The organism is Legionella sp. PC997 (genome assembly GCF_014109825.1).
Taxonomy (GTDB): Bacteria; Pseudomonadota; Gammaproteobacteria; order Legionellales; family Legionellaceae; genus Legionella.
This window is the reverse complement of sequence record NZ_CP059576.1, coordinates 896,190-923,147: the sequence shown is the minus strand read 5'-3', so window position 1 is coordinate 923,147 and position 26,958 is coordinate 896,190. Positions and strand designations below refer to the sequence as shown.

Here is a 26,958-nt window from a genome sequence, read left to right as displayed (position 1 = left end):
ATGTTTGTACTATATGATTATAAGTAATTCATTTGCGGGTAAGAAGTATGTCACAGTCGAAGGAAGAGCAATTCAAAATCGTTGATGAGGTTCGACTTCTTCTCGACGAATTACGAAGCTTAAAAAATACGCAATTTCAAAAACTCAAACAACCTAAGTTTGAGCAAATGGTATTTAACGGACTCATTAAAAGATTTTCTCCCCTCGCAACTGCCAATAATTTTCTCACTTCATTAATGCCAACTGAACGACCAAATCAAAATTCAGATTTAGAGGTGGATGAGGTCAATGAACTTTGGAAAGATCTTTGGAGAATTTTTTCTCAATTAGAATTAGACATTAACTCACTTGTCTCACTCCCTGAAAATGAGCGTCTTCCTAAGCAAAAAGCCATTTTTACAGAAGCTTTAAAAGAAATAGGCCCCAAATTCGCGAGAGCAATTGAGATTGATACCGATATAAAATCCTTTGAGTACAGCAAGAAAACCTCTTATGCTGCAATGCAGTCTCTTGCACAAGAAAAGATGGCATCCATTAAGGAGCGATTGGATACTGAACTTAGTATCGAACCCTTAAAACAAAAATGGCAAGAGGTAGAACAAATTATCCGTAAAGAATTTCAACAAGAGCTCCCAACAACCCAAGATTATGTGAATCTTTTAAATGCCCTTCATCAATTAGAGGACCTGGAAAAAATCCCGCAAAACAGGTTGTCCAAGGGACAAAAAATTGAAAAGGTAGCGACTAAAAAGAGAAAAATTAAAATTCGGGATATCGTAGACGGTTTTGAAGATGAGACCAGTTTGCTTTCAGAGTTAAACGCCTCATTGATTTCTACCATTACCAGCAATTTAGAAATTCTCCACATGCTAGAAACTACCCAATGGGAAGAGCTTAAGCTTAAACCCTTTCCCCAGAATGAAGCGATTAAAAAACTTGAAGATTTTTATCGAAAGGCACTAGGCAGTTCTTCTTTAACTATTCTGGAACGTTTTTCTCAACTCACTGTAAAAATTCGTGAATTAAAACACGAAATGTTTGGTGAGCAGAGTGAAGAGGCAGAACAGTTAAAGCAAGAAGCAGACGCTCAATTACTGCAGCTCGAAAAAGACATGGATAACTTTTCTCAAGAGACTGAAAAACTCAAAGCAATGAAACTAAATAGAGAGCATTACCTGCGAGCTGCAAATAAATTATTAGAAGAGCAAAATAAATTATTGAAAGAAAGACTGGAGAAGGTTAATCCAATCATTAATAAGATGTTGGGCATCGATAAGGTATTAATAGACTTCAAAAAATCCGACCAACAGGAAGAATTATTTTCTATCAAAAAAGCAGAGTTTTATGAACACTACGAGCCATTTTTAAATGAAGTAGCCGAGTTTGAAAAGGAACTGCTTTTAAGATTAAAGAATAAAAATGGTTCGGAAATTGAGGGACTAAAACAAGAATTAGATGATTTAGTTCAACAGACACTCAAGGCGCATGAAGAGATCAAGGAAGCTACCAAAGCAAATCTTGGAAATTACAGTAGCCTATTAAATCATGTTTTTAAATTAGAAAAAGCTGAGGAAAGGGCAAGAACTATTTTCAAAAAGATTGAAGAGAGAATTCCCGAACAAAAAAGAGAAAATCAAATAAGGGAAGAGTTCTCCATTAAAAGAGAAATGCTTCTTGAAATTAATGAGACCTTGCGATTGTCTCATACTCAATTTAAAGCTGAAGAAATACAACAAGAGATAATCAAGTTCCTGGATGCTAAAATTCACCGCTTTGAAAAAGCTTTGACCGACGCCCCCATTAAAGAGGTTGAAGAAGAGTTAGAAGCAATTAATTCAACACTGGAACATTTAAGTGAAACCCTAATCAAGGCAAAAGTATCTCAAACAGTGGCTCAGCAACACTTTAGAGCTTTATGTAATAGGTATCGATTTAGCAAAGATCCTCTATTAAGCACCATGGAACAGTTAAGGGATGCTCCCCATTATCGAGATATCCACCTAACAATCGATCTTAACCAACATGATCGGTTCAGAGAAACTCTTAATAGAGAAGATTTTCTCATTGCTGCGGAAGATTTTGACTTTGAGGGATGGGTTACTCATCTAACTATTTGGTCGCGAGAAGAATTAGTCGCCTATTGCAAACAGCTTGCCGAATTTGCTGAGATCGCACTTATAGGAGGTATCGAAGCCTACTCAGCACAATACAATCCAGCAGCCATCGCATCATTTGAAGATGCAATGTCATTTGGTGCTCAATCGCAAGTGAATCCTCTTACCCTCTTCCGTCAAATGTCTGCATTTATTTCTGTCGCGGCTGACAATACGGATGAGCTTGATAGAATGATTAAATCCATCTATTCCAGCTACTCATATCTAAAAAGGGATTTTACAAATCAATATCCCCCTATCAACCTAGATGCAATGCCAGCATTTCTCACGAAACTGGAGTTTTCAGAAGAGATTGTTAGGCAAATTAGCGATGAACGACTTTCGCAGATATTGATTGATGTAAACAATCAGGGAGATCTTGAAGCATTTTTGCGTCAGGAACTTCAGACTTATCATTACCTACAGCGAGACATGCAGCTCCCAAGTGAGGAGCAGTTTCAGCATTCGAATCTCTCAGATTTATCTGCATTACGTTCCAGCCGGGATCTCATTGCCACCATTCTCAAAGTACATTACCTTACTGTAATTCAAAAGCACATTGAAATAGAACAAGCTATCGCTCCAAAATCTAAAGTAATGGACGATTTACTCCACTTAAAACAGTCTGTTGGGTCCAAACCTATTTACGCTTTTCTTTCTAAAAACTTATTGGGTGCAATAGAAAACAGCTTAGAGAAACTAAAACAGGAGCAGATTTATAATAGTTTTAATACGTTCTATGAAATACAAATGGGTGCACTGGGCCACTCCCTATCTCAAGGTTTAGAAGATGAACTCACTCTAGATGCTCCTGAGAAATTAATTCGACTCCAAGAAAAAATTAAAGCAAACGTCGAGAGTCATTCATTAGATCAAGCCTCCCTTCATTTAACAAAACTAGGATTTCCCCAAGATTTTTATTCCCTCATTGAAAAAAATGCGGATTTTTTAAAGTGGTCTGAGTTTTTGCAAGAATCGTTGGGAAAAATGGACATTCCATTTCTTTCTAATGAGGATAAACAATTCATTCAAGAGGTCTCTCATCCCTCTTGGTTGAGGAACCTAAACGAAGAAATAAATAGCATTATTTTAACTGAGCCCCAAAATGCAGAGGACTGTTTTAATCGGGTCAGCAGGTTAAATCAGCTTTCTGCACAAGTTGAACGGTTATCTGGAATTCAAAAAAAATGGACACAGATGATTGATTGCGTGCTAACCACTTATCCCAGTGAATCAAAAACTTATAATCCCCGTTTACATGGAACCCAACAAGTGGATGAATGGGTTCAAATCAACGCAGTTATTAACAACCAACAAGTAAAAGAAAACTTAATAGAATATCGAACTAATCGGGCTCAATTGGAAAGAATTAAGAGGCATGGGTTTGAAACCAATGTGGATTATAAAAATCTAATAATGACGTTACAAGACAATAAATGCATTTTGGATGCAGGACGCGAACAATATCAAATGTTAAAAGACATACGCGAAAAGGCAGTCGGCGAATTACCTACAAAATTAATTGCAGCACTAGAAGTATTGGGTGCATTAAATTTTGAAATTAACAATACTTATAACAAAGATATGACTCAAGAGCAAAAAGCTTTATTGCTGGCTATAAATGGAAATATGGTTAATCTATGGCAAAATGGACAGAGAATAGTAAACGATCTTGAAACATGTTACCCAGGCAGTGAAGAGTTTGAAACCGCAATAACTGATGCATCAACTTTTCTTACGAGTTTACCTTCTACAGTCTCTAAATGTTTCGATGAGGAACACTATAATGAGCTTGATGAAGCAGGACTTGATGAAATGGATAAAATCTATAACAGGGTCATGGAAGCCATAGCAGAGTTCTGTAAAGAATGGGAGATTGAGTTTGAATATAAACGTCCCGTAGGTCAAGTGACACAAGATTATAAGAAAAGAATCAGCGAAATCACAAACCAAATTGTAGTCCCTGAAGATGAAATAGCATTAAATCCTAAGAAATAGCAGCTCACTATTTTATCGCTATACACACTCACAATAAAAATCTCATAATCAAAAATTAAAATAAATTAGGTGGCGTCTTTACATCTGCGGCACTCCAGGCTTCGTGAAATTTTTTTTCTACTTGTTCCGCATCTTTTGTGCGTCCCATTTTTTTCAGGCTGTTCGATAAACCCCAAAGAGCCCAACCATTATTCGGATATTCTTTTAAATCAGCCTCATACATTTTGATTGCCTCTAAAGGACGGTTCCATCTTAGATAAACATCACCTAACAGCTCTTTTATTGGAACATACCAATCTGGTGGTTCATGATAGCCCATATCATGCTGAATTGCTGAAGCGATCTTCAATTGATTGATGCTCTCTTCCTTATTACCCTGTATAGCCTCTAAACGAGCAGTTAAAACAGCAGCAGCAATTTTTAAAAGAGATACTCCATTCTTTTCCAAGTTTTCTTTACTTGGACCTTGCTCGATAATTGCCTTTAACTCAGTTAATTCCTGTTGGGCTTGTTTTATTTGATCTGTATGAGACAAAGCCATCCCTTGAGCGTAATGCCACATACCCAAAGCATATTGATATTCTTTAGACGGTTTAGGCTCTTTGAGTAAATCATCCCATAAAGCAAAACGAGCCTGAACAAAGTAAGGAATAGGAATAAACCATTGCAAAGAGGCTTCATTTTTTAACCAGTCATTAAATGGTGGCGCAAGCATTTTTCGTGCTGCCCAGAGTGCTAATTTTTGTCGCCCTTCCATGGTGGCAGTGGTTCTTAAAAAATCATAGTTATGCATATAAAGATAATTAATTTCAGGAGCGAACCCTTGTTGCCTACATGTAGTATTATACATATTGAATGCCTCAATTGCCTTTAGATTGGACTCACTTCCTTGAGCATATTTTCCAGTAAGAAAGTAGATATGTGCCGGCATATGGACTAAATGTTCTGAGCCAGGAACTAACGTAGTTAACCTGTTAGCACTATCCATCGCTTTTTGGGGCTCTTTGGAACTTTCAATTGCATGAATGAAATAATGATTCGCACCAATATGTTCCGGCTCATTCGCAAGGATATTTTTTAAAGCGTTAACAATCAGGGCTGTTTTGGGATTTTCTTTGCCATCGATCCCCCAAAATTTCCATTCAATCACCTCAAAAAGGGCATAAGCGTATAATGCCTTTGCGTTATGATCAGTAGGATAATGAGCAATAATTTTTTCCATTGCTTCAGCATAAGCCGCCATTTCAGTGGAAGATGATTTATCAAAAGTAGTGCTGGAGCGATGACAACTAAAAGTTCCCGAAGATTCAGTTTCTTGCTGTCGCGGTGGATGTTTAAAGCGCTCCATAAGAGCAAGAATATAAGCGTTTTCCTGGGACGTCATGTATTGTTTGAGGGAAACTGCCTTCTCAATTGCCTTTTTTGCATCCTGATATTCATGCCCTGACATTGGTGCATTAATTTTAGAACCTGTTGCCAAGGCAAATCCCCAATAACACATTCCGCATTGAGGGTCTAATCGAATAGCTTCTTTAAAAGAACGAGCAGACTCCCCCCATTCAAAACCATAAAAAAGAACCATTCCTTGGTTAAAAAATTTTTGCGCTGATTTATTGTTCGTAGAAACAGTAAAATGAAAAGAACCCAGATTATCAAAAACAGGAGCCAAAGGCTTAGACAAGGGAGCTTCAGCAAACGATAAATTGGAATAACTTAGGAGGGGAAGACACAGTAGTAACAAAAATTGATACATTAGAATCCCCCATTCCCTTATTAAACTTTAAAACCCAATATTTTATCAAGCAGTTCAAAACGATTTTTTAACTCAATTAATAGTAGATATTAAACCAATATTAAACAAGAGCAGCCAGATTGCTCACAGCCATACTATCTTAGTCGAAGTAAAAAACTCCAAAGCTCTCCCACGGAGGTTATACTATTTCATCAACGGTTAAATCAAATTACCCAGCAATAAACTAGGATTATTATTGTTGCTTGCAGGATTCAGTTCATTTGTAATAAATCTGATTGCAAAGGTTATTTTGCCTGCAGTCTAAATCAAGGCACTGGTAGCTTTGGATAGAACTTCATCCTCACCCATTCGCTCCATAATAATGTACATGCACACCCCCAAAAGGATGACCCCATCAATAACGAGAACCACCGGGCGCATCGAACCATCGAACAAAAGACCTGTTAAAGCGACGGCGCAGGAAGAAAACAATAACCGGGTAGACATAATGAACGAAGAACAAACTCCTTTGAGGTCAGGTAAAATTTCTAATGATTTGGCAAATGTCACGCTCATTGGGAATGCGCAACCAAACGCCATCCAGCACATTGCAAATGTAATCAATCGTGGATAGCTTGGATATTGAAATGCAAAATAAGTAAGCAGTACTATTGATAGGATGCAACATACCATCCCTAAGTAGACCGCTTTTCGGCTGCCAATTCGATTAATTATGTTATTCGCATAAAAGCTGGTAAGCGAAAAAATTAATACAATTAATCCTTGCTGCATTGCGAATTGAAAATAGGATAATTTACACGTACTAATATAATAAAATGAAGCACTACCCACAAAAGTTAAATAAGCCGTAACTAACATGTTCGGCATGCTGGCATAAATTAAAAACTTACCATGCGCACACACAGTTTGATAATCATTAAATATAGTCGAAAGCTTTAATGGCTGCTTTTCTTCTTTAGTTTCAGGCAATTGCCATACCAAAAAAAGCCATGAAATCAAAGCAATAATTGCAATAAACGTAAAATTAGCTCTCCAAGTAAAATAATTGATGAGCGTGCTGCCTAAAATCGGAGCTGCTGCCATAAAAATAGTTACATAGGCATTAATTTTACCAATATAATTTGCAGCTATTGCACCATTATATCGATCAGAGATCATAGTAAATCCAAGTACTACGGTACTACTAGCGCCTAAACCTTGAATAAAACGCCAAAACATCAATTGGTATATTGAAAATGAAAAAACACAACCTACTGCTCCAACTAAAAAACAGGTTGCTCCAAAAATCATTAAACCACGCCTTCCTAAAGATTCGGATAATGGCCCGTATAACAATCCAGAAAGACAAAAGGCTAAAAAATTAAGGCTTAAGGTACTTTGTACTTGGGCCTCAGTACTTCCGAAGAACTTCATAATACTAGGAAAGCTGGGTAAGGAAATATCGATTTCCATACAGCAACCCAATAATGAAATAATAATGAGTGACACGAGTGATAGTGGAAAGGATCTTGATGCCATAATACTTATCTTCTTGATAATGGACAAATGGGCGATATTTAGAAGAATACTTCTCAAATCGTCATACAAACTGCAGCAGTGCATTGTAGCAATATTTGTCAACCTTGAGAAGCAATCGGAACGGTTAAAGATGAACTGCTTTGTAAGCGACTTTGCATATAAACAAGGAAAAATAAAGTGATTAATCGTTCAAAATTAATTCTCTTCTCTGCGCTCTTTGGGTTAAAAAACTATTCGTTTCCTGTTAAGCTTCGCTGGGTTTTTTGAATTTAACATAGGTGGAAATAATGAAAATTATAAATAAATCAGTATTTATAATACTGGGTTCTTTATCTATGACAACCATGGCATCAACAAGCAGTGCTAGTTTATATGAAAAAATATACAGGCTGGCAGAGCAAATTTATTATACTGAGCATTCATTAAGTCCAGAACAACGACAAATGACGGAAGAGCTATCCAATCAAATTGAAGCCGTCATAAGTATACCCAATGATGTTACCTGTGGAACAAAGAGTGATGTTTTTCAAGAAGCGTACAAATGGTCGTATAGTTCTGATGGCTTAAATGAAACATCCTCTGGAGCAGAAAAATTTGCCACGTTCATAATAAGTAAATCCTGCCCAGCCGCCTACTTTAAGGTTTTTAAACCCGCCTATAAATTTGCTTACGCAAGCGATGGCATGAATAAAACCCGCTCGGAGGCCAAAAACGTTGCCACTAAAATAAGTGATTACGAAGCTACAAAGTATTACACTAAAAACTCATTGCAATGTTATATCGACAATTATAAGTTTGCCTATTCCAGTGGCGGTATGAATAAAACTCGCTCGGAAGCTGAGATTTTTGCTAACCAACAATGTTTGGGATAATTACTAGATTTTATTTAAGCGGCTATCAAAGGTAGCCGCTTTAGTACATTCTTTTCGTGTGCGAATGGAATAAATTTGAACTTAAAGATCAATATCACGCACATTGATCTCAAAAATCACCCTATGTATACTTGATGATCGTATTTCAATCGAGATTAACCAATGAAAACTAAAATTTTACTCGCTATTTCCTTAATTACCGGCATTTATTCTGCCCACGCTAATAATTGTGGCACTTTGAATGTTTCTGTTTTTAATAAAAGCGGTCACACCTGTACTTTGCGAGCAATGAATTTAATAAACGGTCAGATTATAATAGGTCAAGCGCCAGGAATAATTGCAAATGGAGAAAAAGCTCCCTCTTTCACACTTCAACAAACTTACAGCGCGGGTCCAAACATTCGCCTTGAATACGAATGTGATAATAAAACAATAAGTATCGTTTCACGACAAGATTTATGTGTTATGTATGCAGGGGCTATTTCTGGTAGCTACTCGAGTTCAAACAACGTTCATGCTGATTTCCTTACCACTATAGGCAGTTGGTGGAGCTCTCTTCCTGGTGAAATCCACTGGACTATTGGCTAATTAAGCAATTGCGAAGAGGTGTATTTTAATCCACCTCTTTTAACAAACAGTACTGAACCGCTTAGAAATATCCATAAAAAAAACTCCTTAGCGCTTACCCCCTAGAAATTATAAAATTCATAATGATAGCTACCGATTCATCGATTAAGTATTTTGACGTATCAATCACAATTTGCTTGCTATCCCAGGGTTCATAATTTCGATCCAGAACGGCTTGCCATGTAGGAAGTTTGTGTCCTTTTATATCCGCAATGCGTCCTTCTACACGACTTTGATGAACTTGTTCATCGGAACAAATTAATTCGATCTGGATAAGATCTGAGTCCGTTTGTTTGGCTACTTGTTGCCAAGCTTGGCGTGTTATCGCGATAGGATTAACCGAGTCCGCCACAACATTTAATCCTAAGGTCAAATTTTCACGAGCAACGGCATAACTGATTAAATATCCCTCTGAGCCCACTATCAACTTACCTGAATACTCATCCAGATTAATTAACGCCTGCTCAATAGTATCTACTCGTAAGTAAACTGCCTTTAAGCGCTGGGCAATAATTTTAGAAATTGTCGTTTTGCCCGTGCCAGGTAACCCACCAAAAACGATTAACATCATAAAATTGTCTCGTTGAATTTTTTTCTCATTTTCCTTTTTTCTTAAAAATCTGCAACTTTATCATCACAAAATTTGCATTGAGTTTGTTGATCGAAATACCCTAACCTACTTTTTGATTCAATTATTTGAAATTGGTTACCAAAGAAGTATAATTGCCAATTTTTTATCCAGCATGGTGGTTACAATGACAATATTAGCGGTTTGTGGACCTATAGGTAGTGATTTTAAGACGTTCAGCCAAGAATGTTATTCTTTATTAAATAAAGATAAGACCCTATTGATTGATAGTTCAGATTTTAAGTCCAGCAATTCATTATTAGCTGCCATCGAAAATGTTAAGGGCGATATCATTATTTTTGGGGCTGATATTTTTTTAGATGAACAATTACGCTCAAAATTGGATATCAAAGTGTTTCTTGAGCTGGATGCAGATCTTTGTCTAAGTAACTATTTGAAATCAATCGATACAAATACAAAAAATGTTGAAGAGCATATAGAATTTTATTCTACTCAGATTAAACCTCTAAATGAAAAAATAAGATTATCCGCCAAATATGCCGCTCTGCGCCGCCCACAAGAAAGTTCAAATCATATATTAATTAATTTGCTTATTAATGAAGATGATAAAACATTAAAAAAATCAGGTTTACCTGCTGTAACCAGAGATATGTTCTGGAAAACTGAATCGCAAGAGCAACAAATAGATAAGACTATGAGCAATATCCTCTCAAACACAGTAAGCAATTAATATTTGATAGATTCCCGCCTGCGCGGGAATGACATTATAAATCTTGGGAATTTATAGCCCACCTACCTTATTTGGCGAAATTGCATTTACATTATAAATTTAACAATACACCCTGTTTCGGTTTAATCAGTTCTACACCAATATCATTTTCTTGAAACAGCTCCTCTAAAATCTGCCTTCCTACATCGTCCTTAGAGTTTGAACCATCTCCAAATCTAGGTTTGATGTGAGTTACAACAACTGGAAGTCCTCGTAATGAATTTTTTAAATTTAGAGGATCAACGATCGACGCCAATTGTCGCAATTCAGACATGAATAAGTTTGGTTTTAAATGACCGAATAATTTGTTATTGGGTTGGGAATTTAAAAATGAGCATTCGAGCATGATGCCATGAAGCTGCCTATTTCTTATAAGTGGTGCAATCTCGTGCCAAATATTCTCCATGTTGGTCGATTGCTCCGTGCTATCAGCTCCCGTGTCGCCAAAATATAAAAGATATTCATTATTGTAACGGATTAAAAAAGCACTTGATGGCATCCCACTATGACTCAAAGGAAACGCTTTAACCTGCAGATCCGTTTTAGGAATATCAATCCACTGGAGTAAGGGCAGATTTTGATAGTGTTGATAATTCAAATGCGGAATGTCTCCTTTATCCCCAAAATTACCCCACACCGACCAATTAAAAATATTTTTCTGCAATGCCAGCATGGTTTCTTCGCGAGACATAATTGTTTGCCCCTCTCGCAATTCGGGTTGTGCCATCACCAGCCCCATAAGATGATCAAGATGGGCATGAGAAATGAGATACACGGGAATATGTTTTTGCAGCAAATCTTCAATATTTTTATGACGGACTGATTGTCTTTCAACTGCAACTTCTAGACCATGCACCAACGTCCCCCCATCAAGAGCCACATAATCCTCACTCTCGATCGTCTTTAATAAGTAAGCAGATAAATTTCCATCTTTCAAACCACCATAAACCCCCAGAGGAACAAGTTCAAAAGCAGGTGCACAAAATGCACTCTGAGAAAAAAACAAAATCAACATTGAAATTAATAACTGTCGCATATGGATTTCCTTAAATGATGCGGTAGTTTTGTAAATAATATAGAGGTTAATGAAGGAAACAACTTAAATCGATTAATACAACAAATTTATCCTACTGTGGGAAACATTTATACTCACGCAAAGATTGAAGGATAGATTCGCCTGCGTGTGAATGACATATAAACCGTGGGAGTTGCCTGATTAACCGCGGGAATTTACTCAATATAACTATTAGTTCGTCCACTCAGCAAATGGTTATCTACTCCTTGGGTGTAAGAATTTTAAGTGGTATCCTGTCCACCCATCCCCCCTGTTTTAGATCAAATTTAGTATCTGTACCGTTGCGGCGGTTAAACCGTAACCAGGAGGGATTTCTTTTCTGCAGGACGAGAATCAAAAAGGAACTAACAACATGCTGAAAACGAGTCAAGTGAGTGAAAACTTGCGTCAATCGGGTATTCGTGCCGCAAGCACAGAATGTGAAAAAATTGGCGGTATAAATTTAGGGCAAGGTATTTGTGATTTACCAACCCCAGCGGTAATTAAACAGGCAGCTATCCGTGCGATTGAACAAGAAAAAAATGTGTACTCTGCTTGTGAAGGGGTGTTCCATTTACGTCAGGCTATTGCCGATAAAATTCAAACATTTAATAAAATTCCAGTTGATGCCGAAACAGAAGTTCTGGTGACCCACGGCTCTACTGGCGCATTTATTTGTGCGGTGATGTCTTTGTTTAATCCTGGTGATGAAGTTATTTTGTTTGAACCTTTTTATGGCTACCACAAAAATATTCTGGAGCTATACCAAGTGAATGTTAGATCAGTACCGATTAATTTACATGACTTTAGCATTCAAATGGAGGATCTTGAACAAGCGGTTACCCCTAAAACTCGTGCGATTATCATTTGCACACCGTGTAACCCCTGTGGCAAGGTGTTTTCTGAGCAGGAATTGTTAGCGATTGGCGAAATTGCAGAACACTATAATTTAGCGGTTATCACCGATGAAATTTATGAATATATTACTTACCCAGGTCACAAACATATATCCTTTGCTCGTTTAAAAAATTTTAAAGAGCGCACCATCACGATTTCAGGATGTTCAAAAACTTATAATATGACAGGATGGCGGTTAGGTTATGCAAGTGGCCCCGGGCATGTAATTGCCAAAATGGCTTTAATTCAAGATTTAGTATATGTGTGTCCTGCAACCCCATTACAACATGCAGCGGTCGATGCGTTTAAATTACAAGACATTTATTATCAAGAGATGTGTCAAACTTATTTGGAAAAACGAGATCAGACTGTACGTGAGTTACGTGACATTGGTTTTGAAGTAACTGTTCCCCAGGGCGCTTATTATATTATGGCTGATTTTTCACGCATGGGCTTTAAAAATGATGCCGATATGACCCGCATGCTACTGGAACAGGCCAAAGTTGCCGTGGTTCCGGGACGTTCTTTTTATTTAAATCCAGATAAAGGGAAAAATGTAGTGCGTCTTTGTTATGCCTTAAGTAAAGAAAAAGTGGCACAAGGGTTGAAACAGATAAAGGATGGGTTAGTGCTATGTCCTTCCTAAAACATAAGTTCCACACATAGCATTTTTTCATAGAAGATGTATGAAATCCCTGTTCTTTAAATTCAAAAGTTTTGAAGTAGTGTATATAATGGCCGCAAACTAATAAAAACAAGAACAGGGACTTATCATGAAGCGTTATTATTTCAATAATTCAAAAAATTATATTGACAGCAACGAACAACTTTCGGCTGAGCAAATCGAACAATTAAAGGAAATCATGTCTTTTTTCCCTTATCACAATAAGGATAATTGGGCAGAATTATTCAGGTCATTTCAGCCAGAAAAATATCCTTCTAAATTAGTAAATATGGCTGCTAATGCTTTTGATCACCATGGCTATACCATGTTAGGTTTGGCTTGTGAGTACGGTAAAGATGTTGAAATGGTCCAAAGACTGATTGATATGGGTGCTAATCCCGATATTCCTGATCACAACATGAAAAAACTACCCTTGCACCGCGCAATCAATAATCAATTGTCCAGTTCTAATCGTGATTCATTAGAAGCGGTTGCGGTGGTTCAATGCCTTCTTGAAAATGGGGCTAATACTCAAAATAAATCCTTTCAAAATTGTACCCCTCTTTTTTTTGCTCAATCCCAACAATTTAATGCTGCAGCAAAACTCATGAAGGACCATCTTTTCAGTTCTAGAGGTTATGGAGTGGTGCAAAAACTATTACTTTCAGGAAATACCTATGGTTTAAAACAAAAGTTAAGTCACTCTAACGATTTAGCATCCTTCATTACCAGATTGAAAGGCTGGTCCCCTGTATTTGCTGCCATCCACCATAGTTATGCGCACCAAAATACACTGAGTAATCTCACACTATTAAAAAAACATCATGTTGACTTTAATAGTACTTTCTACCTTAAAACCTATTCAGGTATACCCATTTATTGTTCGATGAATCCAATTGCTTATTTACTATTACGCGGCGGTGACTCAAGGCTAATTGGCGCATTAATTAAGCATGGTGCTGATCCTGAACATCCCTCCATATCCGTAGTTAAAAAAATTATTGAGTCCAACCCTAGTCATAAAGCATTTAATTATGTAGTTAAAAACGATAATAATCCAAATGATGTTAACTCACGGACCATGCTCGATTTATTTGAAACTAAATTTGCTAAAGGGAATCAAGAGAGCAAAATCTTTGCAAATCCCTCCTATTCACCGGGCTTATTTGAAGTAAAAGTCAATGCACCTAGCGAAGATGAAGGCATGACCGATGAAGAGTTGGCTAAAAGTATATTCGGCAAGGGATCAATTACTGCAAAAAGATATAATTAATATCGATAAACGACAGATACTGGGCTGCAAAGCCCAGCTTTTGAGGAATATACATTTGGAAATTAGTGACTCATTGGGTGAATCAAAGGTTTTTACCTTTCATGACTTAGGGCAAAAAGTTTATATATAGTTTGCCCATCCTGCATCCACTTCTATAATTAAATCGGAGGTTACCTCTTTGGTATTCGGTTCTAAATTTTTTAAAAAAGCTCCTCTCGAAGTATCGGCTTACCTATATTCTCATATAAACACTCCACAGGATTTTTTAGCCGCATGGCTCGCGAATAAGGGTTCCAAGCGACGAACCAAAAGACAGCAAAGAGCGATCGAACTTGCTTTATTCGACAAAGAAGGGATTGAATTTTATCCTGCTAAAATCAAGTTATTAAGAACACTAATCTCTGAAGATACATTAACCGAAAGTGATCCAGAGCATTTAGCCTATTTAGGTAGGAAACTGGCAACTCAATTGAATGATCCTAATTTAAGCCTCCAGCAACTGATGCAGGGTATAAAGCTAACCGCCGAGATGAATAAAGTATCACTTCCTTCATTAGATATCCCAAGTACACTATCTTCACCCAAGTTCTTTCACCTATTTTTTTTAAGGAACGTTTTAATTGAATCAGTGAGCAAAGAGGATCTGGAAGCCTTGATGGATGAGTTAAAAAGCAAACTAACGCCCTCAGATCCCGAAATGAATTGCCGCTCCATTGCATTTTTATCGAGCTTGGCTCACAAAGCGGATAAAAAAGATCTTATGCTTTTAGTTGATCCTGTAAAGAGCATACTTGACTATAACGAGAGTTGGCTTAGTGGTGGGCTAAACGAAATGCTAGCCATACTTGTAACCAAATTGGATAAACAAACATTAGCTCCTCTTGTAAACTCAGTGAAACAGCACCTTGATGAAAAGAAAGGACCGTTTATAGCCGCATTACGATATCTAGCAACATTAGCACCTAAAATAGAACCAGAAATGATGGAACCTCTGGTTAATTCGATTAAAGAGGTTATGAATGGTGCGAAAGCTGGCAACCCTTTAAGGAGAGAAAATTCTGAATATGTTTGTACTGAGGCACTAAATTGTTTCGCTAAGCTAGCGCCTGAAATGGACAAAAATGCACTGGAATCTCTTATCGAACCTTTGAAAAATCAACTTGAGGCCCCTTCATTGAGTCTTTCCATTGCGGCCGCAGAATGTTTGTCAGCATTGTCTTCCCTGATGACCACGGAAATCCGTCTCACGCTGTTAGAATCTATTCAAAATAAACTAAACGATGGCAAATGGAATATAAGATGTATTACCTTAGGGTATTTACCCACACTTGCTCCTGCAATGGATAAAAAAATGCAAGAAGATGTGGTCAATTTAGTGGAAGAAACACTGAATGAAGATAATCCAAAAGTGAGAGAGAGTGCCTTAGACTGTTTGGCAAAACTGATTTACTCTTCGAGTAATGAGATAGACGAACACTTAATTAATTCAATAAAAAATAAACTCAATGACCATGAAGCCTTTGTTCGTTCTGCAGCCATACAATGTATTAAAGCGCTTGCACCCCGAATGAAAACAGAAATGCTGCAGCCCATTACCCAGTCAATAAAAAGCATGAGTAATGATCCCGATCATAATGTTCGAATTTTAACATTATATTATTTAGTAGCATTATGCCCGAAGAAGGGGAAAGAAATTCCAGAAGATTTTATTGAGGTAATAAAAACCAAACTGGATGACACAAATGGACATGTCCGCGAAGTAGCATTCGAATGTTTGGCAAAGCTTGCCGCAAGTATGCACAAAGAAACTCTGGAAAAACTATTCGATCTGGCGCAAAACAAACTCAATGACACTAAGTTTATCAATTCTAAGACTCTGTTAAAATTTTTAGTAGCAGCCGCCACCCGAATTGACGCAAAAAAATTGGAAAACCTTGTCAAACCCATATTAAGCAAACTCAATGACCCCGATCCCAATTTACGTCATGCAGCACGGCACTGTTTAATAGCTTTTGCTGTCCGAATAGACCAAGATCCCCTGAAACAGCTTATTGGTGACTTACAAAATAAACTCGATAGTCAAGATAAAATAACACGTAACCAAGGATTAGATTGTTTAGCAGCACTTAGCTCTTTTATGGATAAAAACACCCAGGAATCCCTAATAATCCCAGTGAAAAGTACACTGCTTTATGAATGCGACACAACGCGCATTGCAGCAATGGGTTGTCTTCTCAAATTGATCTCAGCTATAGACAAAGAAATGATAGGCCAACTTATTGATCCAATAAAAAACTTACTTAAAAACGAAAACCCTGATATTCGCATCATGGCTTGCCGTTTACTTTGTTATATTCTGATTAACAACCACCTTATTTTTAAAATGGATACCCCACCAACCAGCACCTTAGAAGAATTACTCGTTCAGACTGTGGCTGACTGGGTTACACGAATTCATGCAGTGACAAACCAACTAGAACCTATTGTGGATAATCCAACCTCAGTTATTCCTTCATTTTTCTTTTAAATCCTTGCTAGGGGTTAAGCAGCACAAACCGGTTGATTTAACGTTGTCTCTTGCTTATAGAAAGGATTCGCATGCTCTTGCTGCTGGCCTTGGACAAAACGGATCAGGCTTTCAACATCAGAGTAGTTAAAATTAAAGGAACCGAGAAAGACATTGTCTCTACCGCTGATTGTTCTTAATTGTTGGTATTGCGTTTCGGTCAGTGATACTTTATAGCACGATAAGATATTGTTTGAACCTAGCCGTCCTGACTCCATACGAGCAAGTGCCTCGGGCGAGGAATAAAATTTGCGGGTTATATTACTTTCTTTCGCTAAATTCCAGATATATATTTTGTGGTAATCACTGGATTTTATTTGTTCGACGATCGGAATGAAAAAGCAACGTAGTTTTTCATCTTCAAGGTTTTTTTTAGGTGCTGGATTAAAAAACATATTATCTCCCTTTAAATAGCAATTCAGCGCAGCATAAACAAACGAATCCTCAAACTTCCATATAATTTTATTTAATCTTCGAATAATTATGCTTTAAGTCGAAAATATCCTTAAATTAGATAAGGTTAGAAGTTTTTTTCATGTTCTGTCCCCGCGGTGAACCTCTTCAACTTAATATAGACTTAATTTTTATATCATAAAATAAGCATAATGATCAATTTTTACGAGAAACAATGATATGAAAACAGAGCAAACTGCACTTGCCCATATTGCAAAGGAATGGAGCATTTTAAAAGGGATGATCAATAGCAGTCAAGAAAAGAGTTTTTTTAAAACTGGCAGTAGCTTAACAGCAATTGATGACTTTTTTAATAGGATAGCACTGGATCGTCAGCCAATGAATATCAGCGAATTGGCTGAGGCGTTGCAGGTTTTAGAACATTTAACTATCGTTACTGCAGACCTTAAAAAAGTTTCTTTTGCTAACTGGTTGGACCGTAATCGCTACCGGACTTCTCCAGACATTGGTATTGAAAAGAGAGATGATAGAAGTGTCGCAGAGAAAAAAGATGTTCAATTTCCAATACAGGAAAATTCTTCTCTCTTTCGTCTGCTTGTCAAAACACATGATACCTTAATTAGTCATTATGAATTGGCCTATTTTCATGCCCAAGGGGAAATTCCTTGCAGCAAATTCACCTATAGCCAAAGTGATCTTAAAGAGTCACAAGCTATTTATGATATAGAAACAACGACCCAGGACGAAGTAACGAGCGATAATTCTACAGTGATTAAAGATCTTGTACGAAGAGGAGTAACAATATATGGCGCTGCAATTATTCCGAGGAATATCGATGATCATAAAGATGCTATTCTGATGGAAGCTATAGAAAATTTTGCAGGTGATAAAATTAGTGTCCCCCATTCACGAGCAAATAAACTTTATAATTTTGGTGGTCAATTTTTACATGGCAGCCTCTTGCGGGAATTTACTAATACAACCAAGTTGGTTGAAGGTGATATTCAAGGCATAGAACGTGGTCGAACGACTGGCCACATCAATTGGTCAAAAGATGGTAATGGTAAAATTTATGCGACGATTAATTTGAAAATCCTCACGTGCTCTTATGCAAATCCTGCTGACGAGTATAGTCCTCAACAAATTTTTGCAATGGGTAGTGATGGTATTTCTTTGATAGAGCTAAATGACAATGAGCTCGAAAAATCTATGGAACAATGTGCTAAAGAAGTTAGAGGTGAAACCCAGGACAATATAGTCCCTATTGCCAATATAAAAGCAAAAATCGAGATGGTAAAAAATGAGTCCGGCACAGGTTATATGCTTAAGGTGAGCGAATTTACTCTAAAATATAACACTCCTGACTTAGTTTCTACAAAGGCAGATGAACCTTTAGAACACATCCTTTACCGCAAAAATTAATCGTCTTGTTCACCCTTTGTGACGGTACTAAATTCAGGTAAAAAAGTGTTGTTCTTGCTTACCTTATTGTTCAGGATGTACATTCGAATCTAATGCAGAATCGTCATTATTTTCTTTTTTTTGCTCATCCTTGCGGCTATTTTTTTCCTTATCTACTCCTTCTGCTCTCTGGAGTCTGTTTTTGAAGTCATTTTGGTGTTTAAAGCGTTGTATCTCGGTTTTTTCTTCATCCGTATACCATTTTCTGACAAATAGTAGACGAACCACCCTTATAAACAAATTCTTCACATTTTTCGGTTGGACTGCGAAATCGAGAGTAACTTCGCGAGCAAAATCCTTAAATTCTCTTTCATAGGCTTTGAGCATAGCATCTCTCTTCTCTACATCTGAGGCTGTATTCATTTGATTGGGAATTTTTTTTATTTCAGATAGTTTCTGTGAAAATTCAAGTACACTCGTAATTGATTTCTCAATAGCAGCAATATCAGATTTATTTTGCGTAGAAGCAAGCTGGGCCGTAAGCTCCAAATGAGCATTATTTAAGAGCGAGCTTATATTGTCTATTCTATTTTTTACTTCTTCTAAAGAATCTTCCTCGGCGAAATACTCCTCGATAGAGGAGATATCGGGTATGCCCATTTCTTCCCTAGCCATAATGTTCTCTCGAAGATCAAGAAGTTTTTTTCGCAATTCGATTGCCCCCATCTTATCATCTAGGGCACTGGTTTTGACAGAACCTTCGAGGCCATATTGTTCTTCAAATTCTTTAAGTTCTCTATCTCTTATTAGTATCTCGTAGTCAGCTAATCCCAAGTTTTGATCTTCTTTAGTAAGTGCGATAACAATAGGAATTCTGTTGTTAGGATCCAGTTCACGAATTTCTTGCACCGCTTTTTTAGCAACCTCAAATGAATGCGAATTTTGTCTATCGATGCAAACCACACAAATTTGTGATTGTTCAATATAATGTTTTGTTATGTATGGAGCGATAGTATCGTATGAGCCTGCGAAATCCAGTAATCTAAGTTGAGATCCATCATCAATAGATATATTGTACGTATCAATTGACGATGTGTGTATGTTCCCCGGTGAATTTTCGCCTCGCAACGCATTACAAAGTTTTGTTTTACCCGAATTTGTGGTCCCACAGACCATTATTTGAAAGGAAGGGTTTTTACCGTGTTGAACTTTTGCTTTTGCCATGGATAAAAACTCCCCGTCCTATTCATTATTATTTAGTATAGTAGAGACCTATCAGCAACATGGCCTTATACAAGAAAATATAAATAAGCCTAGGCTTATTTTGTCACTCAATACTCTCCTATCCCTGAAACCCATTTCCATGCATCCTCATCTTCAAAGATTTGCCCGGGCTCACAGTCAAAAGGTGGGATCAAAAAGACAAATTCAAGAACCCCTATCTACTTATCTCTTTCCATTTTGGAAAAAAATGGTTTCAAAATGAATACATTCTCCTGTGATATTGGACTGGTTAAAATATGCCCTATCGATGTATTTTTTATATCGTATTTGCTTAAATTATACAAATTGGAGAATGTAATGTCTTTTGAAAAATTACCCGTCGAATTGCAAAAAATGATTCTATCTAATCTTGATGCACCCGAGCTAATAAAAACAGCTAAGGTTTCCACATCCCTACACAAACAAAGTACAGAACTTTTAAATGAGCTCCATGCAGGTTACCCAAGAGAACGAACTTTAAGCCCTACATCCGATTACTATGCTGTTGGAGCAAAAGTAGACATTTCACAATCTACAAATCCATGGGATAGAGGTTTTCCTTATAGAAAAGATCGAAAGGCAATTCCAGAAAATGAAATAAAAAATGCTATACCAAAACAAGGTACGATGAAATTGTTCCGCACGCTAAAAGAAGCACAAAGCTATGCTCTAGAAACTTCAGAAGAAAACCACTCTAGGATTGACCGGATAGCAGCTGTTTTTCATGTGAAATTGAAAGAACCCGTAGTGAGTGCTATTACTAAAAATGAGATCACGCCCGCTTTTTATACCCTCTTCAGACAAGGACCCAAAACCAAAGCAACTGAATATGTACCAGTGGATGTGAGTAATCTTAAATTTCTTTCCGGTCAAGTTTCTGACTATCCTGGTATAGCATTAGCAGGTCAAGAAAATAAAGAGGATCCATGTGCATGTGTACTCATGTAAAATTCACCTGCATTGATATTATTGATATTAAGGAAAAGTTAGAAAATAAGTTTTACCGAAGATTTATTCTTTGGTAAAACTTTTCCATAATCAACTTCTCATATTCTTCTGCTTTGGAAACATTCTAACTTGAAACTTTGCTTTACTAGCTGGCTTTATCTCTACTGCCTTTACTGAAAACAGGCTTAATCAAAAAGTTCAATCGTTTTTAAACAACTATACTCTTAATCTCGAGAAATTCATGGATGCCGAAATCAGCGTATTCCCGGCCATTACCAGACTGCTTATAGCCCCCAAATGATGAGAAGGCGTCCCAGTCCGGATAGTTTATTGATACTGTACCGACCCGTAATTCTCTGGCTACAGCCCGGGCATGATCTATATTTTCTGACTGGATATAGGCAGCAAGTCCATAGATGGTGTCATTGGCAATACGGATCGCATCCTCCTCATCCGTATAAGAAATGATCGACAAGACCGGTCCAAATATCTCCTCGCGAGCAATTTTCATTTCGGGTGTTACGTGTCCAAATACAGTGGGACGGATATAATAACCCTGATTCAGAGATTCTGGACGACCTAAACCACCAGTCACAAGGGTAGCACCCTCCTCCAGTCCAGATTGAATCAGAGCCTGGATTTTATCGTATTGCAGTTGACTGACCACTGGACCTAGATCAGATTCAGGGTCTTTAGGATCACCGGTTCTAAAAGCTTCAGCTGCTACTTTTGCGATATTCAATGCTTCTTCGTGCCTCTCTTTGGGTACTAGCATACGAGTTGGTGCATCGCAGGATTGTCCGCTATTTCCGAAGCAATTTTGCACCCCCTTAGTGACGGCAGTTACAAAATCAGCGTCTGGCAAAATAATGTTAGCCGATTTACCGCCAAGTTCTTGAGTCACACGCTTGACTGTATCCGCTGCAACTTTGGCGACGATGATACCGGCGCGGGTTGAACCGGTGAAGGAGACCATATCCACATCAGGATGGGATGCCATCTCTTGACCAACCTCCTGCCCAGTTCCATTAATCATGTTAAAAACCCCTTTAGGCACGCCGGCAGCATCCATAATCTCCGCAAAAATGATGCCGCTTATGGGTGCAATTTCGGATGGTTTTAGAATTACAGTACAGCCAGCAGCAAGGGCTGGGGCAACTTTACAAACTATTTGATTGAGCGGCCAATTCCATGGCGTAATTAATGCACAAACACCTATGGGTTCCTTAACAATGGTGGTTCTACCACGGTTTTCACTAAAGGTATAATTCTTAAATGCAGTAATAGTGGCTTCCAGATGGACACGACCCACTAAGGCTTGTGCATCGCGAGCAAATGCAATGGGTGCCCCCATTTCGGCGGAAACCGCCTGTGCTATATCCTCAAAGCGTTCGTTGTAGAGTTCAAGAATATTCATTAGAAGTGCCATACGAGAAGTGTGCGACGTTTTGGAGAACGTTTCGAATGCAGTCTTAGCTGCAATAACTGCCTTATCTACATCCGCCTTAGAGCCTATAGAAATTTGAGTGTAAGCCTTTTCCGTGGCGGGATTAATGACGTCAAGAGTAGCTGGAACAACAGGGGGAACCCATTGACCATTGATGTAGAACTTTAAGTGATTGCTCATAATAGGCTTCCTTTCTGCAAACAAATTTCATGAAGAGAGTAGACTAATAAAATCCTTTAGTGTTTTCAAATCAATTCAATCAGATTTTAAATTTTGTTTTTAAAAAGCTCATAGCAAGGACCTATACCGAGAAAACGTGGTGATTTTGAAATTACCTTGCATTAAAGCAGACTTTTCTCAGTAGTACTACCTAACTCACTTCTGTAGGTAATTTAATTATAAAATGACATCCTCTGCCGATATCACTTACAAGAGAAATGTTTCCCTTATGAGCAGTAACAATTTGTTGAACAAGCCATAAGCCCAGCCCCATGCCATATTGAGTTTTATTTGAAAGCAGTTGCATATAAGGCTTAAATACTAGCTCTTGATACGATCTAGCGATACCTTTTCCTTGGTCCTTAATTTCTAAAATTATCCCTTTAAAATCTTGCCTCAAATTAATCGAAATGGGATGTTCAGGAGCATATTTAATTGCATTATCAAGGAGATTTGTTAAAACTTGCTCAATACGAGTAGGATCCAAAAAAACAGTTAGAGAAGAAGGAACATTAGTTTTTATCTCACATTTTGCACTACGACATTTTCCTGCAAATTTCTCAACCACCCTTTGAATCATGTTCGATAAATCGAAATACTGAAACTCTAAAGGTATATTTTTTTTGTTTAACACCCAGGTAAAATCTAAAAGCTTATTAATAAGAATCTCTAAACATAGACTCTGATCTTTAATCTTTCTTATGAGATTCATGAATTCCTCAACATGCCCCATAACATATTTTTTATCCATTGAAAGAATTCCATCTACATAGAGGCTTAAAGCAGTAATAGGGGTTTTAAGTTCATGAGAAGCAATTGAAAGAAAATGATCGCGGCTCTTTAAAGCATTTTCCAACTCCATGGTTCTTAATTTAACTTGATTTTCTAATTCATTATTTTGCTTCTGTAATTCCTCTTTTAGCACTTTTAATGAAGCATTCTCCACCATTTCCCATTGTCCATCTTGAAGAATCAAAGCGAATTGGTGACTTTTTATTACATCAAAAATTACTTTTGAATCACTTTCACAAGTACGATAACAACATAGGGCAATGATTTTGTGATTATACAAGGTAGCACACACTTTATTTTCGAAGCATAAAAAATCATTTTTTGCTTGTGGGGTGGAAAAATTAGTAGGTCCTCCGGCAACGCGTAAGCCAGTATATCCTTGTTTTAGTGCATTTTTTTCTAATGCCAGTATATTAGCGAGAAGTGGTTCGGCTGTTTCAGCACAAGCATTCCTAAACCAAACTTCTCTTTCAAACAAAAGCATTTGCCCTTTATCTATTTTTGTCTTTATGTCAGGGATATCCTGAATCAATCGGTTATAAACAAGATTCGTATCTTCGGAATTTATCCAGATGCAAAGTTCATTGTTATTAAGACCCTTTTGAAAGTATGGAATAAGCACTTCCATCAAATCTTGAGGTGTTGTATAAAAATTACAAAAATGCGTCCCCCATTTTAGCAGACCAATCGCAGGTATGCCTGAATCTGTAACTATTTTAGACTTTAGAAAAGTCGGAGTACAAACAGCTTCTTCTGTTGCATTTTGATTCATATTATTCACTTAATTCTGATGATTATTTATATATTTTTTTAAGTATGTTAATAGAATTTGAGTATTTAGTGGTTTTTTTATTAAAACTTCATTTTCCTGCATTACTAACGCATCAGTTTTTGTACTTGCTGACATTATTATAGTGGGGATATTTTTTAAAATAACTGATTGTGCTTGTTCTTCACGAAAGGCAAACCCATCCATTCCAGGCATCATTAAATCTAAAATAATTACAGAGGGCGAGATATTATATTTTAATTCTTCTAGGGCATGCTCACCATTACTAACAATAGCGATACTGTATCCTACTAAATTAATAAACCAAGAAAGAGCGTCTTTTATCCCTAAATCATCTTCAATAAGAAATACATCAACTTTTTGGAGGGAATTATTTTTTTTAGGAGGTCCATCAAACCCTCTAATCATTATAATCCTTAAAAACTTTTCTTGGAAATGTTTGGATGCACCAATAATATTAAATTTAAAGAATGTTTTAAACAAGAGAGCTCATAAAAATCTGAAATTTCACTTAATATAAGAACTCCTATAAAATTCCTCTACTCTTTGATACTTAATTCTTCTTTAATTTACCTATTCTGTGTTTAATTCGGACCAATTGGTTTTGATTTATTTTCAGTAAAAATTTCGACCCGATCTCGTCCATTTTCTTTGGCATGATATAGGGCGATATCAGCTTTACGCGCAATCTCTTCTAAAGAAGTACCTTCTGTAGGCGCTTCGACTAAACCAATTGAAATGGTTATAGGCGGTAAGTTGATATGTTTAAATGTAATTGAGGTCTTTTTTACTTGTTCGCGGAAAAAATTCATTCGTTCACTGGCCTTACTCACAGAGTTATCTATTAAAATGACTAAAAATTCCTCTCCACCGAAACGAAAAATTACATCATAACCTCGAAAATTTTCCATTAATGATACGGCAAGTTTTTTTAAGACCTCGTCGCCTGCGGCATGACCGTATCGGTCATTAAAGTTTTTAAAGAAGTCTATATCAATCATTCCCACTGAAAAAATACTTTTGTTCCTAATGGCCCTCTCTATCTCTGTAGGAAACCGCTCTTCTAAATATCGACGATTGAATAAACCAGTTAGCGGATCATGGATGGATTGATCGCGTAATGAATCACGTAAATTTATATTTGCGAAAGACAAAGCAATGACTTCTGATAACGTAATGACTAATTGTTGATGATAATAATTCGATACGGCAGTATTTTTTTCCGAATTGAGATTTAATATACCAATAAATTTACCTGCAGCAATTAAGGGAATACATAAAGATTTGCTAATCTCATTAGAGATATAATGACGGCAATCAAGGTGGGGGCGGAATTTATCTACAATATAGATTGTTCCACTCCTTATGGCCCAACATTCATCAGAATGAAAAGATAGCTTTAATGTTTTTTTATCGCCCCACTCCGTAACGGTTTTCAACTCACCAGAGGTAGGATCTGCAATCACAATCCCCCCTCTCCAACCTGTAAATAATTCATCGACAGTTTCATTGATTAAAGAATAAGCTTCGGATATATTTTGACACATCTGTAATTTTTCATTGATTTTATTAATAAGCATCATTGCATGTTCACGTTCTTTTAACTCTTCATTGTTATGTTTTATAAGATTATTGCGCCGTGTTAGTTCATGAATGGATTGATTAAGTTGGGCTTGGGTCGTATTGATAACTTGAAGCATTTTATTGCAATCCTTGCCCATCTCATAAATTTCATCCCTACCTGACATCTCAATAGTTTTTGAAAAATCTTGTTTGGAAGTAATTATGCTTAATTGATCTTTGAACGAGTTGATTCTTCTTACGATAGAAAATTTTAATAAGAAAAAAACAAGCCCCATAATTATCAGGCCAATAAGAGCAACTATGAATATATACAAATGAACAGTGCTAAGCCCTTCTAAGTAAGTTTGACGAGGAAAGGTGGTTCTCAAAATGGCGATTGGTTTACTGTTAATGTCGTTCAATAAAGAATAATAATAAAGAATTTTATCATCATGCGGAACGATGTAGTAATCATCTACAGTCTTTAATTTGTTGAAAATTTCTTGCAGTTCTGTGTTCTCAGCTATATCTTCTAAATAATATAACCTAAGCTGGACTTGTAATGTTTTTGCTAAACGCTCTAAATCTGTTTTTTCAAAAAAATAAGCTAAAATAACATTCCCGTTTGGTTTTTGGGTAGTCCCACTATCACTTACGGCATATGAAGTCAAAAGTAACAACCCTTCTGGGATGCGAATAAAGCCAGTCACGGTATCTTGAGGGCTTTGATGTTGGAGAATTATTCTATTTTTATAAATATAATCTATTAAATTTTTTGAAACTGGGACAAATTGTTTCTGCTTTTTGTCTAAAGCGTTTCCTTCAAAATAACGGCCTTTATTATCGAAAAATAAGATAAAATCACTGTGCGTATCCAAAAAAGATACTTTGTTCATTAAATTAATTTTTTTAAATGATGTATTTTTTCCTGCTAAAAATTCATATGCATCATCCCAATGTGCCCAATCGATCGTGATCAGCGCCAGGCTTTCCTCTATACGTTTTAATGCTTCTTTTGTGCGTAATACCTCTTGTTGAATATCTTTTTTCTCCATAGCTTCATAATCATTCAGCACAATTTCATAAGACAACCAGGTGATTGAACCTATAATAATCAAAATAGTTGAAAATGCGATTAAAAACATTTTCGTACTTAGATTCATTATAAGACCTCGATCCTGGATATAACCTGAATTAATACTCTAACTTTAAATATAACAAATGAATAGGATAAACTTGTGTTAATGCTTTGTTTAAAGGCAGTCAGGATGGGTGCAAATATGCTTATATTCCCCACTTTATTGAGACAATTTTCTTTAATTGTATAGCAGTTCTTCAAATTCCGTTTAATTGTTAAATCCTTTTTAAGGAATACGTTCTAATATTAT

19 protein-coding genes are annotated in these 26,958 nt (G+C 36.8%); 9 read left to right on the top strand and 10 right to left on the bottom strand.

Features of this window, described 5'->3' with window-relative positions:
* The first annotated feature begins 47 nt into the window (after window positions 1-47).
* Complete coding sequence (locus HBNCFIEN_RS03840; protein WP_182392766.1) at window positions 48-4,151, top strand: hypothetical protein; 4,104 nt, start codon at window positions 48-50, stop codon at window positions 4,149-4,151.
* 55 nt (window positions 4,152-4,206) lie between these two features.
* Here HBNCFIEN_RS03840 and HBNCFIEN_RS03835 read toward each other — a convergent pair whose 3' ends face one another.
* Window positions 4,207-5,904, bottom strand: a complete 1,698-nt coding sequence (locus HBNCFIEN_RS03835; RefSeq protein ID WP_182392765.1) for a hypothetical protein — start codon at window positions 5,902-5,904, stop codon at window positions 4,207-4,209.
* A 300-nt stretch (window positions 5,905-6,204) separates the two neighbouring features.
* Window positions 6,205-7,422, bottom strand: a complete 1,218-nt coding sequence (locus HBNCFIEN_RS03830; protein WP_182392764.1) for a multidrug effflux MFS transporter — start codon at window positions 7,420-7,422, stop codon at window positions 6,205-6,207.
* A 287-nt stretch (window positions 7,423-7,709) separates the two neighbouring features.
* On the opposite strand from HBNCFIEN_RS03830, the gene HBNCFIEN_RS03825 reads away from it, so the two are divergent.
* Together HBNCFIEN_RS03825 and HBNCFIEN_RS03820 are read left to right on the top strand one after the other, a co-directional pair.
* The gene (locus tag HBNCFIEN_RS03825) at window positions 7,710-8,294 is read left to right on the top strand and encodes a hypothetical protein (protein WP_182392763.1); all 585 of its coding nucleotides are present in this window, start codon (window positions 7,710-7,712) and stop codon (window positions 8,292-8,294) included.
* Window positions 8,295-8,456: 162 nt separating this feature from the next.
* Window positions 8,457-8,882: a hypothetical protein gene (locus HBNCFIEN_RS03820; protein WP_182392762.1), complete on the top strand. Its 426-nt coding sequence runs from the start codon at window positions 8,457-8,459 to the stop codon at window positions 8,880-8,882.
* Window positions 8,883-8,976: 94 nt separating this feature from the next.
* On the opposite strand, the gene HBNCFIEN_RS03815 is transcribed toward HBNCFIEN_RS03820, so the two are convergent.
* A complete protein-coding gene (locus HBNCFIEN_RS03815; protein ID WP_255464325.1) occupies window positions 8,977-9,492 on the bottom strand; it encodes an AAA family ATPase in 516 nt (171 codons plus the stop codon).
* Between the two features lie 184 nt (window positions 9,493-9,676).
* Here HBNCFIEN_RS03815 and HBNCFIEN_RS03810 point away from each other — a divergent pair, with 184 nt between their 5' ends.
* Window positions 9,677-10,240 (top strand): uridine kinase, encoded by a 564-nt coding sequence (locus HBNCFIEN_RS03810; RefSeq protein ID WP_182392761.1) that lies wholly within the window; start codon window positions 9,677-9,679, stop codon window positions 10,238-10,240.
* 91 nt (window positions 10,241-10,331) lie between these two features.
* On the opposite strand, the gene HBNCFIEN_RS03805 is transcribed toward HBNCFIEN_RS03810, so the two are convergent.
* On the bottom strand, window positions 10,332-11,315 hold the full coding sequence (locus HBNCFIEN_RS03805; RefSeq protein ID WP_182392760.1) for an MBL fold metallo-hydrolase: 984 nt from the start codon (window positions 11,313-11,315) through the stop codon (window positions 10,332-10,334).
* 391 nt (window positions 11,316-11,706) lie between these two features.
* On the opposite strand from HBNCFIEN_RS03805, the gene HBNCFIEN_RS03800 reads away from it, so the two are divergent.
* The 3 genes from HBNCFIEN_RS03800 (at window position 11,707) to HBNCFIEN_RS03790 (ending at window position 16,694) form a co-directional block, all read left to right on the top strand.
* Window positions 11,707-12,876, top strand: coding sequence for a pyridoxal phosphate-dependent aminotransferase (locus tag HBNCFIEN_RS03800; RefSeq protein ID WP_182392759.1), 1,170 nt, complete (start codon window positions 11,707-11,709; stop codon window positions 12,874-12,876).
* Window positions 12,877-13,003: 127 nt separating this feature from the next.
* Window positions 13,004-14,167 (top strand): ankyrin repeat domain-containing protein, encoded by a 1,164-nt coding sequence (locus tag HBNCFIEN_RS03795; protein WP_182392758.1) that lies wholly within the window; start codon window positions 13,004-13,006, stop codon window positions 14,165-14,167.
* 178 nt (window positions 14,168-14,345) lie between these two features.
* On the top strand, window positions 14,346-16,694 hold the full coding sequence (locus HBNCFIEN_RS03790; protein WP_182392757.1) for a hypothetical protein: 2,349 nt from the start codon (window positions 14,346-14,348) through the stop codon (window positions 16,692-16,694).
* A 14-nt stretch (window positions 16,695-16,708) separates the two neighbouring features.
* On the opposite strand, the gene HBNCFIEN_RS03785 is transcribed toward HBNCFIEN_RS03790, so the two are convergent.
* Window positions 16,709-17,128, bottom strand: a complete 420-nt coding sequence (locus HBNCFIEN_RS03785) for a hypothetical protein (RefSeq protein WP_182392756.1) — start codon at window positions 17,126-17,128, stop codon at window positions 16,709-16,711.
* A gap of 238 nt (window positions 17,129-17,366) precedes the next feature.
* On the opposite strand from HBNCFIEN_RS03785, the gene HBNCFIEN_RS03780 reads away from it, so the two are divergent.
* Window positions 17,367-18,569, top strand: a complete 1,203-nt coding sequence (locus HBNCFIEN_RS03780; protein ID WP_182392755.1) for a hypothetical protein — start codon at window positions 17,367-17,369, stop codon at window positions 18,567-18,569.
* Between the two features lie 63 nt (window positions 18,570-18,632).
* On the opposite strand, the gene HBNCFIEN_RS03775 is transcribed toward HBNCFIEN_RS03780, so the two are convergent.
* A complete protein-coding gene (locus HBNCFIEN_RS03775) occupies window positions 18,633-19,772 on the bottom strand; it encodes a GTPase domain-containing protein (protein ID WP_182392754.1) in 1,140 nt (379 codons plus the stop codon).
* Between the two features lie 357 nt (window positions 19,773-20,129).
* Here HBNCFIEN_RS03775 and HBNCFIEN_RS03770 point away from each other — a divergent pair, with 357 nt between their 5' ends.
* The gene (locus HBNCFIEN_RS03770) at window positions 20,130-20,759 is read left to right on the top strand and encodes an F-box protein (RefSeq protein WP_182392753.1); all 630 of its coding nucleotides are present in this window, start codon (window positions 20,130-20,132) and stop codon (window positions 20,757-20,759) included.
* A gap of 208 nt (window positions 20,760-20,967) precedes the next feature.
* Here HBNCFIEN_RS03770 and HBNCFIEN_RS03765 read toward each other — a convergent pair whose 3' ends face one another.
* From HBNCFIEN_RS03765 to HBNCFIEN_RS03750, 4 genes are all read right to left on the bottom strand, one after another.
* The gene (locus HBNCFIEN_RS03765) at window positions 20,968-22,386 is read right to left on the bottom strand and encodes an aldehyde dehydrogenase family protein (RefSeq protein WP_182392752.1); all 1,419 of its coding nucleotides are present in this window, start codon (window positions 22,384-22,386) and stop codon (window positions 20,968-20,970) included.
* A gap of 190 nt (window positions 22,387-22,576) precedes the next feature.
* Window positions 22,577-23,989 carry an MEDS domain-containing protein gene (locus HBNCFIEN_RS03760; protein WP_182392751.1) on the bottom strand — a complete coding sequence of 471 codons (1,413 nt, stop codon included), beginning with the start codon at window positions 23,987-23,989 and terminating at the stop codon, window positions 22,577-22,579.
* A gap of 9 nt (window positions 23,990-23,998) precedes the next feature.
* Window positions 23,999-24,415, bottom strand: coding sequence for a response regulator (locus HBNCFIEN_RS03755; RefSeq protein ID WP_220471004.1), 417 nt, complete (start codon window positions 24,413-24,415; stop codon window positions 23,999-24,001).
* 176 nt (window positions 24,416-24,591) lie between these two features.
* Window positions 24,592-26,733: a diguanylate cyclase gene (locus tag HBNCFIEN_RS03750; protein WP_182392749.1), complete on the bottom strand. Its 2,142-nt coding sequence runs from the start codon at window positions 26,731-26,733 to the stop codon at window positions 24,592-24,594.
* Window positions 26,734-26,958: the final 225 nt, after the last annotated feature.